At 67.1% G+C, this 16,316-nt stretch carries 18 protein-coding genes; 5 read left to right on the forward strand and 13 right to left on the reverse strand.

Annotated elements, in window-relative coordinates; all coding sequences use genetic code 11:
- Nucleotides 1-3: 3 nt before the first annotated feature.
- The 6 genes from AC3ANW_RS09725 to AC3ANW_RS09750 are packed head-to-tail and all read right to left on the reverse strand — an operon-like array spanning nt 4 to nt 5,520.
- Nucleotides 4-843: a phosphodiesterase gene (locus AC3ANW_RS09725; RefSeq protein ID WP_488344968.1), complete on the reverse strand. Its 840-nt coding sequence runs from the start codon at nt 841-843 to the stop codon at nt 4-6.
- Complete coding sequence (locus tag AC3ANW_RS09730) at nt 840-1,853, reverse strand: substrate-binding domain-containing protein (protein ID WP_488344969.1); 1,014 nt, start codon at nt 1,851-1,853, stop codon at nt 840-842. The genes AC3ANW_RS09725 and AC3ANW_RS09730 overlap by 4 nt, the downstream gene beginning before the upstream one ends.
- On the reverse strand, nt 1,850-2,896 hold the full coding sequence (locus tag AC3ANW_RS09735; RefSeq protein WP_488344970.1) for an ABC transporter ATP-binding protein: 1,047 nt from the start codon (nt 2,894-2,896) through the stop codon (nt 1,850-1,852). Before AC3ANW_RS09735 ends, AC3ANW_RS09730 begins: the two co-directional genes overlap by 4 nt.
- Nucleotides 2,893-3,693, reverse strand: coding sequence for an ABC transporter permease (locus tag AC3ANW_RS09740; RefSeq protein WP_488344971.1), 801 nt, complete (start codon nt 3,691-3,693; stop codon nt 2,893-2,895). Before AC3ANW_RS09740 ends, AC3ANW_RS09735 begins: the two co-directional genes overlap by 4 nt.
- Nucleotides 3,690-4,532: an ABC transporter permease gene (locus AC3ANW_RS09745; protein WP_488344972.1), complete on the reverse strand. Its 843-nt coding sequence runs from the start codon at nt 4,530-4,532 to the stop codon at nt 3,690-3,692. Before AC3ANW_RS09745 ends, AC3ANW_RS09740 begins: the two co-directional genes overlap by 4 nt.
- Complete coding sequence (locus AC3ANW_RS09750) at nt 4,519-5,520, reverse strand: ABC transporter substrate-binding protein (protein ID WP_488345394.1); 1,002 nt, start codon at nt 5,518-5,520, stop codon at nt 4,519-4,521. Before AC3ANW_RS09750 ends, AC3ANW_RS09745 begins: the two co-directional genes overlap by 14 nt.
- 161 nt (nt 5,521-5,681) lie before the next feature.
- On the opposite strand from AC3ANW_RS09750, the gene AC3ANW_RS09755 reads away from it, so the two are divergent.
- The 3 genes from AC3ANW_RS09755 to AC3ANW_RS09765 all read left to right on the forward strand — a co-directional run bounded on the left by AC3ANW_RS09755 (nt 5,682) and on the right by AC3ANW_RS09765 (nt 7,704).
- Nucleotides 5,682-6,134, forward strand: coding sequence for a VOC family protein (locus tag AC3ANW_RS09755; protein ID WP_488344973.1), 453 nt, complete (start codon nt 5,682-5,684; stop codon nt 6,132-6,134).
- Nucleotides 6,135-6,144: 10 nt separating this feature from the next.
- Entirely contained in the window at nt 6,145-6,606 is a 462-nt protein-coding gene (locus tag AC3ANW_RS09760) for an SRPBCC family protein (RefSeq protein ID WP_488344974.1), read from the forward strand.
- Between the two features lie 96 nt (nt 6,607-6,702).
- Nucleotides 6,703-7,704, forward strand: a complete 1,002-nt coding sequence (locus AC3ANW_RS09765; RefSeq protein WP_488344975.1) for an XdhC family protein — start codon at nt 6,703-6,705, stop codon at nt 7,702-7,704.
- Nucleotides 7,705-7,849: 145 nt separating this feature from the next.
- Here the strand turns inward: AC3ANW_RS09765 and AC3ANW_RS09770 are convergent, their stop codons facing one another.
- The 7 genes from AC3ANW_RS09770 to AC3ANW_RS09800 form a co-directional block, all read right to left on the reverse strand.
- Nucleotides 7,850-8,644 (reverse strand): amino acid ABC transporter ATP-binding protein, encoded by a 795-nt coding sequence (locus AC3ANW_RS09770; protein WP_488344976.1) that lies wholly within the window; start codon nt 8,642-8,644, stop codon nt 7,850-7,852.
- Nucleotides 8,628-9,284: an amino acid ABC transporter permease gene (locus tag AC3ANW_RS09775; RefSeq protein WP_488344977.1), complete on the reverse strand. Its 657-nt coding sequence runs from the start codon at nt 9,282-9,284 to the stop codon at nt 8,628-8,630. Before AC3ANW_RS09775 ends, AC3ANW_RS09770 begins: the two co-directional genes overlap by 17 nt.
- An 11-nt stretch (nt 9,285-9,295) precedes the next feature.
- The gene (locus AC3ANW_RS09780; RefSeq protein WP_488344978.1) at nt 9,296-9,958 is read right to left on the reverse strand and encodes an amino acid ABC transporter permease; all 663 of its coding nucleotides are present in this window, start codon (nt 9,956-9,958) and stop codon (nt 9,296-9,298) included.
- Nucleotides 9,959-10,026: 68 nt separating this feature from the next.
- On the reverse strand, nt 10,027-10,821 hold the full coding sequence (locus tag AC3ANW_RS09785) for a transporter substrate-binding domain-containing protein (RefSeq protein WP_488344979.1): 795 nt from the start codon (nt 10,819-10,821) through the stop codon (nt 10,027-10,029).
- Nucleotides 10,818-11,591: a GntR family transcriptional regulator gene (locus AC3ANW_RS09790; protein WP_488344980.1), complete on the reverse strand. Its 774-nt coding sequence runs from the start codon at nt 11,589-11,591 to the stop codon at nt 10,818-10,820. The genes AC3ANW_RS09785 and AC3ANW_RS09790 overlap by 4 nt, the downstream gene beginning before the upstream one ends.
- Nucleotides 11,592-11,757: 166 nt before the next feature.
- Complete coding sequence (locus AC3ANW_RS09795) at nt 11,758-12,729, reverse strand: Bug family tripartite tricarboxylate transporter substrate binding protein (RefSeq protein ID WP_488344981.1); 972 nt, start codon at nt 12,727-12,729, stop codon at nt 11,758-11,760.
- 41 nt (nt 12,730-12,770) lie between these two features.
- Nucleotides 12,771-14,183, reverse strand: coding sequence for an NAD(P)/FAD-dependent oxidoreductase (locus tag AC3ANW_RS09800; RefSeq protein ID WP_488344982.1), 1,413 nt, complete (start codon nt 14,181-14,183; stop codon nt 12,771-12,773).
- A gap of 141 nt (nt 14,184-14,324) precedes the next feature.
- Here AC3ANW_RS09800 and AC3ANW_RS09805 point away from each other — a divergent pair, with 141 nt between their 5' ends.
- Entirely contained in the window at nt 14,325-15,500 is a 1,176-nt protein-coding gene (locus AC3ANW_RS09805; RefSeq protein ID WP_488345395.1) for an alpha-hydroxy acid oxidase, read from the forward strand.
- A gap of 25 nt (nt 15,501-15,525) precedes the next feature.
- Nucleotides 15,526-16,263: a 2OG-Fe dioxygenase family protein gene (locus tag AC3ANW_RS09810; RefSeq protein WP_488344983.1), complete on the forward strand. Its 738-nt coding sequence runs from the start codon at nt 15,526-15,528 to the stop codon at nt 16,261-16,263.
- Nucleotides 16,264-16,316 lie beyond the last annotated feature (53 nt).

Genomic DNA, 16,316 nt, shown 5'->3' on the forward strand with positions numbered 1-16,316 from the left:
CGGTCAGTCGATCAGCCCGCCTTCGTCGTGGAACGGATAGGGACCTTCGAAGTCGCCGATGGGTGCGAGATGGCTCACCAGCCGACCGTCGTCCGGCAGTGCCAGCACCCGGAAGGCCGGGGGTTCCAGCAGCCATCGGGAAGGCGCGGCGGGGTCGAGGTCCAGCACCACCTGGTGCGCCGGGGCGGGTGTGGTGCAGGCGATGCTGCCGCCGAACCGGACCTCGATGGCACGGTGCAGGTGGCCGCAGATCAGCCGCTCGACATTCGGAAAACGGCGCACAAGCGCTTCAAGCTCCGGTCCGCCCCGCAGCAGTCCGATCTCGTCCATGTGGCCGATGAGGGTGGCGAAGGGCGGATGGTGCAGGGCGATCACCACGGGTTCGCCGCGGTGCATTTCCAGCTCGGTTTCCAGCCAGCCGAGCCGTTCGGCACACAACTCGCCATGCGGTTTGCCGGGCGTGGCCGTGTCGAGCGCGATCAGGCGCAGGCCGCCGACCCTGGCGCTGTATTGCAGGAAACCGCCTTCGACGCCCATGTAGCCGTGGCCGGGAAACGCCCGGCGCAGCGCATCGCGGTCGTCGTGGTTGCCGGGCAGCAGGTAGACCGGCAGGTCCAGCCGGTCCAGCGGCGCGAGCAGTTCGGCCAGGTGGGCGTATTCGGCGGCACGGCCGAAGTCGCTCAGGTCGCCGGTGATCACCACCGCGTCGGGGCGCTGGCGCAGCGCCAGCACGGCGGCCACGGCGCGGCGCAGGTAGGGCGCGGTGTCGATGCGGCCATAGGCCAGCCGGCCGGGTTCGCGGATGTGCAGATCGGTGAGTTGCACCAGGAATGTCGTGGTCATGGGCTGATGGGGAAAGGATCGCCCAGCGATTCGCCGGGCATGAACAGGTGTGGCAACAGGCGGCTTGCGTCTGCCGCCAGCGGTGTGCCGGCTTCGGCGGCGGGCGCCAGAAGGGCGACGCATTGCGCGCCGATGTCGCGGTTGGGCTGGGCGATGGTGGCCAGGTTGGGCACCAGGTCGGCGCCCAGCGCGATGCCGTCGAAGCCGACGATGCTCATGTCTCGCGGCACATGCAGGCCGCAGGCATGCGCAGCGCGGTGCGCTCGCAGGGCCAGCAGGTCGTTGGAACAGACCAGTGCGGTCGGCCGGTCGCTCGCTTGGAGGGTGACGGCCAGCAGGCCGGTCACATCGCCGTCGAAAGGCGCCTCGACCAGCGGGCCGGGCGCCAGCCCGACGGCCAGCATGCCGCGCTCGAAACCCCGATGCCGGGCACGCGACCGGTCGGACGCCTGCAGGTCGCCGCACAGCATGGCGATGCGCCGATGCCCGCGCCTGTGAAGCGTGCCGACCAGTTCCGCGACCGCAGCTTCGTTGTCCACCGACACGCAGGGATGCGCCTCGTGCCGGTTATAGGCCAGCACATAGGGCAGGCCGGCGGCGCGGATGGCCTGCAGCGCCTTCGAACGGGCCGGGTCGGAGACGACCAGCACCAGTCCGTCGACACGCGGCAGCAGGGCTGTGACGGCTGCGAGTTCGCGTTCGGGCTGGTATTCGGTGGTGGCCAGCTGGATGGCATGGCGGACTTGCACGGCGGCTGCCGCGATGCCTTCCAGGCATTCGGCGAACACCGGGTTGCGCAGCGTGGGCAGCACCACGCCCAGGATCTCGCTGCGGCGGCGGCGCAGTGTGCGGGCGGCGCCGAGCGGGCGATATTCGAGCTGCCGGGCGACGGCCAGCACCCGATCACGTTTGTCGGCCTGCACCATCTCCGGCTGGTTGAAGACCCGCGACACGGTGGCCGCCGACACGCCGGCCGCGAGGGCCACGGCCTGGATGCTGCTGCGGCTCATGCGGTGGGCTTGCCGGGCATCAGCCGCCCGGTCGGAATGTGCAGGCCCACTACGTCGCCTGGCAGCCAGGGGCTGTCGCGGCCGGCATCGGCCAGCAGCGGTTGCTGGCCCTGGGCTTCCAGCCGCAGCCGCAGGCGGTCACCCAGGAAACTGCGATGCATCACCCTGGCCAGTGCCCGTCCGGGCAGGGGTGCTGTGATCTCGATGTCTTCCGGGCGCACCAGCAGGCCGTGCGGCGCATGGTGCGCCAGGCACTGGCCGCCCAGCGCGACATCGCCGCCGGCGTCGGCCTCGAGCCGGTTGACCCGGCCCAGGAATTCGGCGACGAAGGCATGCGCCGGCCGCCGGTAAAGGGTTTCGCCGTCGCCCACCTGCACGATGGCGCCGCCCTGCATCACGGCGAGCCGGTCGGCGATGGCGAAGGCTTCCTGCTGGTCGTGTGTCACATGCACGGCGGTGATGCCCAGACTGCGCAGCATTTCGGCGAGTTCGTCGCGCAGGCGTTCCTTCAGCTGGGCATCCAGGGCGGCGAGCGGTTCATCGAGCAGCAGTACGCGGGGCCGGGTGGCGACGGCACGCGCCAGCGCCACGCGTTGCCGCTGCCCTCCCGACAATTCGGCCGGCCGCCGATGCTCCAGCCCGCCCAGGCGTACCAGGTCGACCAGTTCGCCGACCCGTTGCCGGACCTCGTCCGGCGGCACGCCACGCACCCGCAAGCCGTAGCCGATGTTGGCCTGCACCGTCATCTGCGGGAACAACGCATAACTCTGGAACACCATGCCCACGCCACGCCGTTCGGCTGGGCGGGAAGTGACGTCCTGGTCGTCGAAACGGATCACGCTGCCGGCATCGGCCGACTCCAGCCCGGCCAGCAGGCGCAGCAGGGTGGTCTTGCCGCAGCCCGATGGGCCGAGCAGGGCCAGCACTTCGCCGGGTTCCACCGTCAGGCTGGTGGGCCGCAGGCCGCGTGTGCCGTCGGCATAGGTCTTGGCGCATTGCTCGACGGAGATGCGAGTACGCGAGATTTCAGGGATGGAACTCATGGGGCGATGCGTTTCTGCAGCAGCGCGGCGATGCCCTGCAGTGCCCAGAGCACCGGCAGCACCACCGCGAGAAAGACGAATGTGTAGGCCGAGCCCAGTTCGATGCGCATGCTGGCGTAGCTGTCGGCCAGGCCCACCGGCAGGGTGCGGGTCAGCGGCGTATGCAGCATCCAGGTGAGGTTGAACTCGCCGATCGACAGGGTGAAAACCATCAGGCAGCCGGCCACGATCGCCGGCAGCACGGCCGGCACCAGCACGCCGATGAAACGCCGGCCGAACCCGGCGCCCAGGGTGCGGGCGGCTTCGTCCAGCGCGATCAGTTCGCGCCGGGCGAAAGCGGCCGCCACGGTGCGCACCATGAACGGCAGGGTGAACACCACATGCCCGACCAGGATGAAACCAAAACCCTGGCGGAAATCGGCATGACCGCCGTAGACCAGCAGCAGCGCCAGCGCGGTCGCCAGCCCGGGAACGGCCACCGGCAGGGTGAGCAGTTCCTCGAGAAGCCGCGCCGCGCGCGACCGGCTGCGGGCCAGCGCCCAGGCGCAGGGCACACCCAGCACCATGGTCGCCGCCACGCAGCAGATGGCCAGCAGCAGCGATGCGCCGACGGTCGCGCCATAGACGCCCCAGACCTGTTCCAGCCATCGCAGCGTGAGACCGCTGGCCAGGCCGCCGCTGTAGTTGACGACAAACGCGGCCATCACCGACACCACCATCGGCGCGATCAGGAACAGGGCGACGGCAGCGGTCAGCACGGCCAGCATCGGCGTGCGCGAAGGGGACATCGTTTTCATGCGGCGTGACCTTGTCCACCAAACACCCGGGCGATGAACAACGCACCCCAGGTCATCAGGCCCAGCGCCACCGACAGCGATGCGGCGAGCGCGAAGTTGGCGTAGTTGGTGAACTCGTTGTAGATGGTGATCGGCAGCACCTCGAACTGGCTGGCGAGGGTGAAGGCAGTGCCGAATGCGCCCATGCAGGTGGCGAACAGGATGGCGCCGCAGGCGAGGGTGGTGGGTGCCAGTTGCGGCACCCACACGTCGCGCACGATGTTCCAGCGCGACGCGCCCAACATGCGCGCGGCTTCTTCCAGCGGCGCGTCGAGGGCTTCGGCCGCGGCGGTGTAACTGGCGATGGCACGTGGCAAAGAAAAGTACAGGTAACCCAGCAGCAGTCCGATCAGCCCGTACGCGAAGGTGACACGGCCAAGCCCGGCCGCCAGCGTGCCCTGCGCCAGCAGGCCCTGGCGTCCGCCGATCAGGATCACGAAGAAGCCCACGACCACACCGGGGAAGGACAGCGGCACCGTCATCAGCGACAGCAGAAGCCGACGGCCGGGAAACCGGTTGCGGCCGAGGTACAGGCCGACCGCCGCACCCAGCACGAGGGTCATCAGCGTGACCACCACCGACAGCATGAGCGTCTGGCCCAGGCTGGCGAGGTAACGCGGATGGGTCAGCACGGCGAAGTAGGCCGCGGCGCCGCCCGCCTGCGCCGGCAGGGCGAGCAGCCGGGCGGCCGGCAGCAGCCAGAAGGCTGCGAAGAAAGCGGTGGCCGGCGCGGCGCAGGCCGGCAGGATCCAGTCCCTGCCGAAGCCTGGTCGCGCGGAGCCTGGTTCAGCGAACCTCATTCAGGTAACGCTCCGAAAATGCACGCTGGACATCGGCCATGCGGCCGTAGTCGACCGGCCTGGCGCGGGCATAGTCGGCCGCCGGCAGGAACTGCGCCGCCACTTCCCTGGGCATGGCGACGTTTCGCACCGGGCGCAGGTAGGCGCGCGCCCACAGGGCCTGGCCTTCGTCGGACAGCACGAAGTCCAGCACCTTGTGCGAGTCGGCCGCATGCGGAGCCCTGGCGACGGGTGTCATGACGTAAGGCACCACGATGCTGCCTTCCGACGGGATGACGAACGCCACGTTGGCCTTGTCCTTGTACTTCGCGCGGTAGGCGTTGAAGTCGTAGTCGAGCAGGATGGCGATCTCGCCCGACAGCACTCGCGCATAGGAGGTCTGCTTGGGCACGATGGGCTCGTTTTTCATCAGCGCCTTGAAGTACTCGATGCCAGGTGTGAAGTTGTCCAGCGTGCCGCCGCGGGCCTGGTTCACCGCCACCGCACCCACATAACCAACGAAGGCCGATGCCGGGTCCAGGTAACCGATCAGGCCCTTGTAGTCGGGCTTCAGCAGGTCGGCCCACGAACGCGGGATGGGTTTGCCGCCCAGCGCATCGACGTTGACCATGAAACCCAGCGTGCCCGAGTGAATGGAGAACCAATGGCCGTCCTTGTCCTTCAGGCCGGCGGGAATGTCATCGAAGCCGGCCGGTTTGTAGGTGCCGGCCAGGCCGTCTTTCTGCGCCTGGATGGCAAATGTCACGCCCAGGTAGGCCATGTCGGCCACCGGGCTGGCGCGCTCGGCGGTCATCTGGGCCAGCGACTGGCCGGAGTTCTTGTTGTCCGGCGGCACGGTGACGCCGGTCCTGGCCTTGATGGCCTTGATCTGGGTGCCCCAGTCGGCCCATTCGACCGGGCAGTTGTAGCAAATGGCGGTCTGTGCGAAGGCAGCGCCGGCGGAGGCCAGACCCAGCGCCAGGAAGGCGGTGCGGCTGGCGCGGAACATCAGGTTTTTCATGGAGGATGGAGTGACTGCGAGTCACGGCGTTAGAGAACGAACACACGCTGAAAACGATTTCATTAAAAAAGATGCATGTGACGCCACCATGACCGTGCCCAGCCCTTTAGGCTGCGGCCCTGTCGTTCCTTCAACCCGAGGATTACTGCATGTTCACCCTGACTCCCTACCTCAGCTTCGCCGGCAACACCCGTGAAGCCTTCGCCTTCTACGAGCAGGCGCTCGGCGGAAAGATCCAGGCCATGATGAGTTACGAAGACATGCCGAAGCCGCCGGCCGGCGCCACGGCACCCGGGGGCTGCGGCACGGCCCCCCAGGGCGACGGCATCATGCACGCCTGCCTTTCGCTGCCCGGCGGCGCCATGCTGTTCGCCGGCGACGTGCCGCCCGGCATGCCCTACGAAGGTGTCAAGGGCTGCATGCTGGCGGTGCAGTTCGACACGGTGGAAGACGCGCAGAAGGCATTCGCCGCCATGTCGGAAGGAGGCACCGTCACCATGCCGCTGGCACCGGCCTTCTGGTCGAAGACCTTCGGCATGCTGACCGACAGGTTCGGTGTCGGCTGGGCCATCAATGGCGAACCCATCCCCTTGCATCCATGAGGGCCGACACATGCATAACGACCGCGACCTGACCCTCACCCGCGACATTGCCGCGACAGCCTCCCAGCTGTTCCGCTGCTGGACCGAGCCCGCACTGATCCGGCAGTGGTTCTGCCCCAAGCCCTGGACCGTGTCCCGCGCCGAAACCGATGTGCGCCCCGGCGGCAGCAGCCTCATCGTGATGAACGGGCCCGACGGCGAGGTCCACCCCAACCCCGGCGTGTACCTGGAGGTGGTGCCGGGCGAACGGCTGGTCGTCACCGATGCCTACACAAGCGCATGGGAGCCGTCGGCCAAACCCTTCATCACCATCGTGCTGACTTTCGACGACTTGGGCGACGGCCGCACCCGCTACACCGCGCTGGTGCGCCACTGGACGGTGGCAGACCGCGAGGCACACGAAGAGATGGGTTTCCACCAGGGCTGGGGCATCTGCACCGACCAGCTGGCCGCCCTGGCACCCACCGTCTGAAGACCTGACGGCGAGGCGGGATGTAGGCCTTGTTCGCCAGGTGGATCCGGCCAAAGTCGCACAGCGTCCGGTGGTTGGAAATGGCACCATCCTCCGATGGACAAAATGGACCTCACCGTACTACGCGCGCTGCGTGACTGGCGAAGCGCCGGCCGCCACGCATTGCTGGCCACCGTCGTGCGCACCTGGGGTTCGTCCCCCCGACCCGTCGGCTCCACGCTGGCCCTGCGGGACGACGGCGCGGTGGTGGGCTCGGTATCCGGCGGCTGCATCGAGGACGACCTGATCGCCCGCCATGCCCGCGGCGATTTCTCCGGTGCGCCGCAGCTGGTGCGTTATGGCATCGATGCCGACGAAGCCCACCGTTTCGGCCTGCCCTGCGGCGGTACGCTGGAGCTGATGCTGGAGTTCGACCCCGAAGCTGCGTCGCTGCAATCGCTGGTCGGTTCATTGCAGTCAGGCCGGTTGATGCGTCGAACGGTGGCGTTGGGAAATGGTGACGTGAGCCTGGCAGAGACTACGGAACCCGAGGCGCTGCGCCTCGACGGCACCTCGCTCGCCGTCACCTTCGGCCCCGAATTCCGCATGCTGCTGATCGGCGCCGGTGCCTTGTCGGAATACCTGGCCACCATGGCCCAGTTCAGCGGTTTCGCCGTCACGGTCTGCGACCCGCGCAACGAATACAGTGGTCACTGGTCGGTGCCCGGCGTGACGTTGGCCGAGGGGATGCCCGACGACGTGGTGACCGCCTTCAGGCCCGACCGCCGCAGCTGCGTGATCGCCCTCACACACGACCCCAAGCTCGACGATCTGGCGCTGCTGGAGGCACTCGGCACCGAGGCTTTCTACGTGGGTGCCATCGGTTCGCGCCGCAACAATGCGGCGCGACGGGAGCGCCTGGGCGAGCATTTCGATGTCCCGCCGGACGCCCTGGCCCGTCTGCGCGGACCCATCGGCTTGTACATCGGCAGCAAGACCCCGCCGGAGATCGCCGTGAGCGTGATGGCGGAGGTGCTGGCGGTGAAGAACGGGGTGATGCTGCCTGCCGCCATGGACGTGGCCGCAGCCAAGGAAGCCGAGGCTGCATTGGCTGCGTGAGGGCGATGAAAGCCAGGTTTTCACACCCCCCGGTTATGAGGTATGCCGCCGATGAGTTCCCGGAAAGACTGCATGTCCGCATAGGCAGGAGGTAAACGCTGCTATCGCATCCCAGCAGCGTCCGGCCCTGAAGAAGCTTGGTTCGTCAATCGTGCAGCGAAGACAGGAACTGCTTCAGTTCCGGTGTCTGCGGGTTGCCGAACAGCTCGGTCGGCGACCCCGACTCATGCACCCGCCCCTGGTGCATGAAGATCACCCGGTCGGCCACCTTCCGGGCGAAAGCCATCTCGTGGGTGACCATCAGCAGCGTCATGCCTTCCGCCGCCAGCGACTCGACCACCCGCAGCACTTCGCCGACCAGCTCAGGATCCAGCGCGGAGGTGATTTCGTCGCACAGCAGCACCGCCGGTTCCATTGCCAGCGCACGGGCGATGGCCACCCGCTGCTGTTGGCCGCCAGAGAGCTGCTCCGGCCGGGCATCGAACTTTTCTCCCAGGCCGACACGTTCGAGCAGTTTTTTCGCCAGCGCCGTCACCTGCGCCTGGCCGGTCTTCTTGACCAGCGTAGGCGCCAGCATCACGTTGCGGCCCACGGTCAGGTGGGGGAAGAGGTTGAAGCTCTGGAAGATCATGCCCACCCGCTGGCGCAGCGCCCGCATGGCCTGTGCGCTGTCGTACACCAGCGGCTGGCCATCGACGGTCAGCGAGCCGTCCTGGAAGACCTCCAGGCCGTTGATGCAGCGCAGCAGCGTGCTCTTGCCCGATCCGCTCTTGCCGATGATGGCGATGACTTCTCCGCGCGCCACTTCCAGGTCGATGCCCTTCAACACCTCGTTGGTGCCGTAGGACTTGCGCAGCCCGTGGATGGAAACGATGGACGCGCCCGGCGCCGCGGTCGGCTTGGCGGCATCGGCGATGTTGTGTTCAACGGCTGTTTGCATGGTTCATTTTCCTTTCCAGGACACGGGCGCAGAGACTGATCGGGAAGCACAGCGCGAAGTACATCAACGCCAGGCAGCTGTACACGACGAAGGGTTTGAAGGTGGCGTTCGAAATCATGCTGCCGGCCTTGGTCAGCTCGACGAAACCGATGACCGAAGCCAGCGCGGTGCCCTTGACCACTTGCACCAGGAACCCGACGGTCGGCGCGACCGCCAGCCGTGACGCCTGCGGCAGGATGATGTGGCGCAGTTGTTCGCCGAATGACATCGCCAGGCTGCCGGAGGCTTCCCACTGGCCTTTTGGCACTGCCTCGACGCAGCCGCGCCAGATGTCGGTGAGGTAGGCGCTGGTGTAGAGCGTGAGCGCCATGGCGGCCGACACCCACGGCGAGGTGTCGATACCGAACAGCGCCAGTCCGAAATAGGCCAGGAACAACTGCATCAGCAGGGGGGTGCCCTGAAAAAGCTGCACGTAGCCGATGACGAAGCGGCGTGCATATTTGCCGCGTGCCAGGCGCAGCACCAGCAAGGCCATGCCGACGATGCCGCCGCCGATGAAGGCGACCAGCGACAGGGCGATGGTCCAGCGCGCTGCCAGCAGCAGGTTGCGAAGAATGTCCCAGATGGTGAATTCGATCACGGGGTGTCTCCTTAGCGGCCGAAGATGAGCCGCGGACCGGCCCAGTTGAGCAATTTGCGCAGCGATATCGCCAACACCAGGTAGACCAGCGTGGCCACGATCGACGATTCGAAGGAGCGGAAGTTGCGGCTCTGGATCAGGTTGGCGGCATAGCTCAGCTCGGGCACCGATATCTGGCCGCAGACGGCCGATCCCAGCATCACGATGATGATCTGGCCGGTCATCGAAGGCCAGACCTTGGCCAGCGCTGGCGGCAGCACCACACGGGTGAAGATCTGCATGCGGCCCATGGCCAGGCTTTGTGCGGCCTCGATCTGTCCCTTGGGCGTGGCGGTGATGCCGGCGCGGATGATTTCGGTGGCGTAGGCGCTGAGGTTGATCACCATCGCGATGACCGCCGCCGTCTCGGGCGTCAGCTTGACGCCGGCGGCCGGCAGCCCGAAGAAGATGAAGAACAGCTGCACGATGAAGGGCGTGTTGCGGATCAGCTCCACATAGGTGCCGACCACCGCTTTCAGCCACATCGGCCCGCTGGCACGCGACCACGCGAAGGCGACGCCCAGCAGCAGCCCGATGAGGGTGGCGACGGCCGTCAGGCCGATCGTCCAAGCCACGCCGGTCAGCAGCAGCGGCCATTCGGCCAGCACCGCTGGAAAATCCAGTTGAATACGCATGCGCCCTCCCTCGGGTCTGTCGTTGTCGAGTTTGCAGACAGCCCCCGCAGGGGCGTGGATTCAAACGATCAGAGCGGCAGGTCGCCGACCGGACGGCCGAGCCACTTCCTGGACATCTTGTCGAGCGTGCCATCGGCCTTGGCCGCCAGGATGACTTCGTTGACCTTGGCCTTGAGTGCGTCCTCGCCCTTGTTCATGCCGACGAAACACGGACTGTCTTTCAGCAGCAGCTTGTATTCGGCACCGATCTTGGGGTTCTTGGCGATCATGTTGCCGGCCACCGATGCGCTGGTGGCGATGGCCTGGGTCTGGCCGGCCACGTAGGCCGCGATGGTCGCGTTGTTGTCCTCGAAGCGGCGCACGTCCACGCCGGTCGGGATCATCTTGTTGAGTTCCTGGTCTTCCATGGCGCCACGGGTCACCGCTACGGTCTTGCCGCTCAGGTCGGCGAAGGTCTTGACGTTCATGCTCTTCGGCGCGAACACGGCCTGGAAGAAGGGCGCGTAGGCAGCGCTGAAGTCCAGCACTTTTTCGCGCTCGGGGTTCTTGCCCAGGGTGGAGATCACCAGGTCGGCCTTGCCGGTCTGCAGGTAGGGAATGCGGTTGGCGCTGCTGACCGGAATCAGTTCGACCTTGACGCCCAGCTTGGCGGCGATCAGGCGGGCCATCTCGATGTCCAGCCCTTGCGGCGCCATGTCGGGGCCGACGAAACCGTAGGGTGGGTAGTCGGTCGGGATGGCGACCTTGAGGGTCCTGGACTTCATCACGTTGTCCAGCGCGGCCTGTGCGTGGGCGCCGGTGACACACAGCACCGATGCGGCAGCGATCAGGCCAAGAACGAGGGGACGGCGGGCGAAAGTCATAACAAAGCTCCCAGGTAGGTGGAGGGGGGATCGGAAAGAGGGACCTCGTCCGCCTTCCTGGCGGACGAGGTCTTGGGTGACTTGAGCGAGGAGGTGGCCAGCGGCGCCAGCGCGTCGCGCAGGCCGCTCAGCGGGTCCTCTTCGGGCGCGGCGGGTTGCAGGCGCAGGGCGTCCTTCACCGAGCCGATGTGGGCGGCCATCAGGCGGGCGGCCTCGGCACTGTCGCCGGCTTCGAGGGCGGCGACGATCTGCACATGGTCCTCGCAGGACTGCACCGCGTCGTGGGACGACTGGTAGAGCATGGCGATCAGCGTTGTGCGAGCGGTGAAGTCGCGCAGCGTGTCGGCCAGCAGGTGGTTGCCCAGGCATTCGGCCAGGCACACATGGAAGTCGCCCAGCAGGAAACTGCGGGCGCCGACATCGGTGCCGCGCACCGCGGCTTTTTCACGCTGCAGGTGCTGCCTGAGCTGCTTGATGGCGGGTTTGCCCATGGCGGGCATTTCTCGGATCAGGCCGACCTCGATCACCCGGCGGGCCTCGAAGGCCTCGCGGGCCTCGTCACGCGAAGGCTCGACCACGAACCAGCCGCGACGGGCGCTGACGGTGACGATGCCGCGGGTGGCCAGCCGTGTCAGCGCCTCGCGCACGATGGTGCGGCTGCAGTCGAACAGCATGGCCAGTTGCTGCTCGCCGAGACGGGTGCCGGGGGCGAGTTTCTGGGCCATGACGGCTTCGATGATTCGGCTGCTGATGTCGGCTGCTGAGGGCATGCAACTGATGAGCAGAAACCGTGCCACTGGTATACAAGACCTGTGCACCGGATGCGGGCTGCTTGATGCACCAAGGCCGGTGATCGTTCGGCCCGGTGCACCAAAACCAGAAAAAGCAAAGGCGCCGGAGCGCCTTTTTCAGTGTGAGCGGATACGTCCAGTCCGATCAGTCCAGCCGGGCGCCGGATTCCTTCACCGCCTTTTTCCAGCGCGGTGTCTCAGCTGCCAGGAACTTGCCGAAATCAGCACTGCCCATGAAGGCCGGATCTGCGCCCTGGGCAATCATCCGGGCTTTCAAGTCCGGCTGCGACATCACCTGGCCGAAGGCGTCGCTCAGTTTGGCCACGACGTCGGGCGGCGTTGCGGCCGGAGCCATGAATCCGTAGAAACCCACGACCTCGAAGCCTTTCAGGCCGGCCTCCTGTGCGGTCGGAACCTCGGGCAGGGCCGGATTGCGTTCGCGGCTGGTGACGGCCAGCGCTCGCACCTTGCCCTGCCTGGCATAGGACGCCGCCTGCGGAATGGATTCGGCCATGAACTGCACCTGGCCGCCGATCAGGTCGGTGAAGGCCGGCGCGCTGCCGCGATACGGGATATGCACCATGAACAGGCCGGTGGCGTTCTTGAACATCTCCGGGACGAGGTGCGAGATGCCGCCGTTGCCAGCCGAACCGTAATTGACCTTGCCCGGTTCCTTGCGGGCATAGGCGATGAATTCTCCGAGCGTCTTCGCCGGCACTGCGTTGTTGACCAGCAGTGCGAGCGGTTGTTGAGCGGTGCGGGCAATGGGCACGAAGTCGCGCAGCGTGTCGTACGAAGGTTTCTGGTAAAGGGCACCGTTGATGACCAGCACGCCGGTGTTGGCCAGCATCAGGGTGTAGCCGTCGGCCGGGCTGCGGGCGACCGTTTCTGCGCCGACCGAACCGCCGGCGCCGGGTTTGTAGTCCACGATGATCGGTTGGCCCAGCACCGCCTGCAGCCGGTCGGACAGCAGCCGCACATGCTGGTCGAGCGGCCCGCCCGCAGGGAAGCCCATGATCACCTTGATCGGTTTTTCCGGGAACGCGGCCTGGGCCTGCAGGCCGCAGGCCATCAGCGCGGCGCAGGCGAGCGCCTGCAGGGTGCGGGAAATCTTCATGTCTGCCTCGTGTTGTTATCGACGATGCAGATGATAAGAAATCACCCGTTCTGCGTTGGCGGCTTTTCGGACGGGGTCCGCTGGTGGCCGGGCGCCGGATGCTGAACGCCGACCACGATGCGCGCAGCCCGCTGGAACTGGAAATAGGCCGAAGCCCAGTCCAGCAACACGCCGATGCGGTTGCGGAAGCCGATCAAAAAGTAGATGTGGGCGAACAGCCAGAACAACCAGGCCGAGGTGCCCGAAAAACGCAGCGGCCCCCAGGGCGCCGCCAGGTCGACGACGGCCGCGCGGCGGCCGACGGTCGCCAGGTTGCCGTAATCGGCGTAGTGGAAGGGCAGGGTGGGTTTGCCTTCCAGTCGGCGCAGCAGGTTGGCGGCGGCAGCGCGGCCCATCTGCTTGGCACCGGGCGAAACGCCGGGCACCGGTTTCGGGGTTTCCCCATCCTTGTGGCTGAGGGCCGCGGCCATGTCGCCGACTACCGATATTTCCGGGTGGCCCGGCAGCGAAAGATCGGGCTCGACCGCCACCCGGCCGGCACGGTCCACCGTGGCGCCGGTCGCCGTGCCCAACAGCCGCGCCAGGGGCGAAGCCGCCACGCCCGCAGCCCATACCATGCAGCGGCTGGGAATCCGATAAGTGCTCCCGTCAGGCGCAGTGACTTCCAGGCCGTTGCGGTCGATGTGGGTCACGCGGGTGCCGGTCCGCACCTCGACGCCCAGGTGCACCAGTTGCAGCCGGGCTTTTTCGGACAGCTCTTCCGGAAAGCTTGCCAGCACCCGGGGTCCGCCTTCGATCAGCAGCACCTGTGCCGAGGCGGGGTCGATGTTGCGGAACTCGCCGGGCAGCGTGAGCCGGGCGATCTCGGTCAGCGTGCCGGCCATTTCGACACCGGTCGGGCCGGCGCCGATCACCACGAAGGTCAGCAGCGCCTTGCGGGCAACCGGGTCGGTTTCGCGCTCGGCGGCTTCATAGGCCAGCAGCACGCGGCGGCGGATCTTGAAGGCGTCGTCCAGCGTCTTGAGGCCGGGTGCGTAGGCGGCCCATTCGTCGCGGCCGAAATAACCGTGGCCCGCGCCGGCCGCCACGATCAGCTGGTCGTAGTGCAGCGAGGTGTTGTCGGCCAGCGAAACGGTGCGTTTGTCCGCATCGATCCCGGTGGCTTCGGCCAGCAGCACGGTGACGTTGGGCTGGTGGCGGAACAGGTTGCGGATGGGCGCCGAAATCGAAGGTGCCGCCAGTCCGGCGGTGGCCACCTGGTAGAGCAGGGGCTGGAACAGGTGGTGGTTGGCGCGGTCGATCAGGGTGACGTCGACAGGTGCGTCGCGCAGGGCCCGGGCGGCCTCGAGGCCGCCGAAACCGCATCCGATGATCACCACGTGCGGCCTTGACGGCGCCGACCTGACCAGGGCGGTGGATGCGGAAGACGAATTAGGGTTTACGTTAGCTTGCATTTTGTCCTGGATGGTGCCACTGCTGATGACGCACTGCAACATGACGTTTTGTCTCACCCCATCGCTGTATGCTGCTGCGCCTTCGAATAAATAGAGACTGTCTTGAACCCGCCCACCGTACCCAGTCCCGCGCCCAGGTCGATGCGCCGGGTGTTCTGCCTCGACGACCTGGAGGCGGAAGCCCGCCGTTTCCTGCCTCCCGCCATTTTTTCGTATGTGGTGAGCCCGGCCGAAACCGGCGCCACGCTGGACGACAACCGCCGGGTGTTCGACGAAATCCGTTTTGTGCCCAGAGTGTTGCGCAACGTGGCCGAACGTTCCATCTCCACCACACTGATGGGGCAGGAATACGCCGCTCCGTTCGGCATTGCGCCGATGGGTGTCAGCGCCCTCACCGCCTACCGCGGCGATGTAGTGCTGGCCGAATCCGCGGCGCGGGCCGGCATCCCGATGGTGATGAGCGGATCGTCGCTGACCCGCATGGAAGACGTGGCCCGCGCCGCACCCGGGAGCTGGTTCCAGGCCTATCTGCCGCCTACACCCGAACGCATCGCCGCACTGGTCGACCGCGCGGCGCGTGCAGGTTTCGGCACTCTGGTGGTGACGGTCGACGTGGCGGTCCGCGGCAGCACCGAACACTACGAACGTGCCGGTTTCAGCAGTCCGCTCAAACCCGATCTTTCCTTGCTGTGGGGCGGCATCACCCATCCACGCTGGGCGCTGGGCACGTTCGTGCGTACCGTGCTGACCAGCGGTCTGCCGCATTTCGAGAACAGCGACAGCGACAAACGCATCGCCGTGATGGCGCGCAATGTCGTGCGTGAATTCAGCGGTCGCGCGCATCTCGACTGGACGGCCATGCGGCGCATCCGCGAACAGTGGAAGGGCAAGCTGGTCATCAAGGGAGTGCTGCACCCCGACGACGCGGTGACGGCGCGCAACGAAGGCATGGACGCCATCGTGCTGTCCAACCACGGCGGCCGGCAGCTGGACGGGGCGACCTCGCCGATGCGGGTGCTGCCGGCGGTGCGTGCCGCCGTCGGGCCGCAGATGCCGCTGCTGGTGGACAGCGGTTTCCGGCGCGGCACCGATGTGCTGAAGGCGCTGGCACTCGGCGCCGATTTCGTGCTGGTCGGCCGGCCCTTCAACTATGCCGCGACTGTCGGCGGAGCGGCCGGCGTGGCGCATGCGGCCGGCCTGCTGGCGCGTGAGGTCGACATGGCGCTGGGCATGCTCGGTGTCAACCGGCTCGCCGAGTTGTCTGCACAATCGCTGATGCTGCAGCCGGACACCTTCTACCGGACGCACCCAGCCTGAACGTTTTCCGCTTTCGATATTTGCCATGTCCAACACTTTCTCGCCTCCCTGGACGCCGCTGGAGCGGCTCGATTCACAACTGAAGGAGCGCGGTTTCGCGGTACTCGGGCCGGCAGATGTATCTGCATGGGCGGGCGTCGACATGGCGGGGCTCGAAGCATTACGCGCAGACTGGTCCGAACTGCCGCCCGACGAGTACCTGAAGGACGGCGGCAACTACCGCCGACGCCGGCATGCGTGTTTTGTGGTGGACGGCGCCCGCATCGAACAGACGCCGCCGCGCCCGCACTGGCAGCCGGTCGAATACAACGCGCTGCACGGCGGCATGCAGCGCTGGTTCGCGCCGATGATCGACGCCACGGTGGTCCAGCCGGCCTGGCGCGGCCTGCTGCAAGCGATGGCCCGGGCCGCGACGGCCCTGCGCGGCGCACAGCCGTGGTTCCTGGAGGCGCATCAGTTCCGCATCGACACCACCGACGGCATCGGCCGCCCGACACCCGAAGGCGCGCATCGCGACGGTGTGGACCTGGTGGCGGTTTTTCTGGTGTCACGTCACGGCATCAAGGGCGGCGAAACCCGCGTGTTCGAGGCCGACGGCCCGGCCGGCCTGCGTTTCACGCTATCCGAACCCTGGTCGCTGCTGCTGCTGGACGACCCGCGCATGATCCATGAATCGACACCGATCCAGCCGCTGGATGCCGGCGGCGGCTGGCGCGACACCCTGGTCCTGACCTGCCGGGCGCACGGCTTCCAGGGCGACTGAGCGGGGGAGAGGCAGGGAAATCACCGGTGGGGTTGTCAAAACCGCTTACGTCC

The sequence above is a fragment of the Xylophilus sp. PBN-3R genome (assembly GCF_057747805.1).